This is a genomic window from Flavobacterium bomense, from assembly GCF_003970355.1.
The window spans coordinates 1-1,041 of the sequence record NZ_RYDJ01000279.1; the positions used below are offsets into that span (position 1 = coordinate 1).

Annotated in this window: 1 pseudogene; it reads right to left on the reverse strand. The window is 32.1% G+C overall.

Going from position 1 to position 1,041, the window contains the following annotated elements:
- Positions 1-795 (reverse strand): annotated as a pseudogene (locus EKL98_RS17290) (glutamate synthase subunit alpha); the annotation flags it as partial.
- Positions 796-1,041: the final 246 nt, after the last annotated feature.

The window sequence follows — 1,041 nt, forward strand, 5'->3', positions numbered from 1 at the left end:
TTCACGAACACGCATTCTACTCACATTTCCACGCAAAGTATTGATTTCACCATTTTGACAAATGTATCTAAACGGTTGTGCCAATTCCCAAGAAGGCATGGTGTTGGTAGAAAAACGTTGGTGAACTAAAGCCAAACGAGTTACTAAATCGGTTTGTTGTAAATCGGTATAATAAGGACCAATATCTTCGGGCATAATAATACCCTTGTATATTAAGGTTGTTGTAGAAAAACTAGGAATATAAAAATAAGAGCTTTCGGATATCTTAGAATTTATAATCGTATGTTCGGTAATTTTACGTGCAGCATATAATTTTGCTTTGAATGTAGCGTCGTCAATTTCTTCGCTTTTACCAACGAATATTTGATCAATTTTTGGCTCAGAAGCCAAAGCAATTGGACCCAGTTGAGAGGAATCAACAGGAACTTCTCTCCATCCTAAAATGGTTAATCCCTGATTTTTGATTTCATCTTCAAATAATTTTTTGCAAAAAACATATTGATTTTCGGCTTTGGGTAAAAAAACCATACCTACTGCATATTCACGTGCATTTGGAAGTTTGAAATCACAAACTCTATTGAAGTATTCGTGCGGTATATCAATTAATAGACCTGCACCATCACCCGTTTTCCCGTCGGAACTCACACCGCCACGATGTTCTAACTTTACAAGGATTTCTAATGCGTCGTGAATGATTTGATTTGTTTTCTCGCCTTTAAGGTTGCAGATGAATCCAGCCCCACAGTTTTCATGCTCAAATTCTGGCGAATAAAGACCTTGTTCTTTAATTTTCATGCTTATTAATTTTTATGCAAAGATATAGATTCTATTTATCACATCAATTTTTATATTTGAGTTTAACGTATTTTTGCTATAATGTTAAGAAAATGTCCAATAAATAGCAATTAATCATTCACGAACACATAAATTAACAAAATGACAATTCTTTTTTTATATAAAATAGGATTTTGAAGAAAGATTATTATGATTTTTGCTTTTTTATTAATAATTTTCAATCAATAATTGTTTTTGAATTTTATT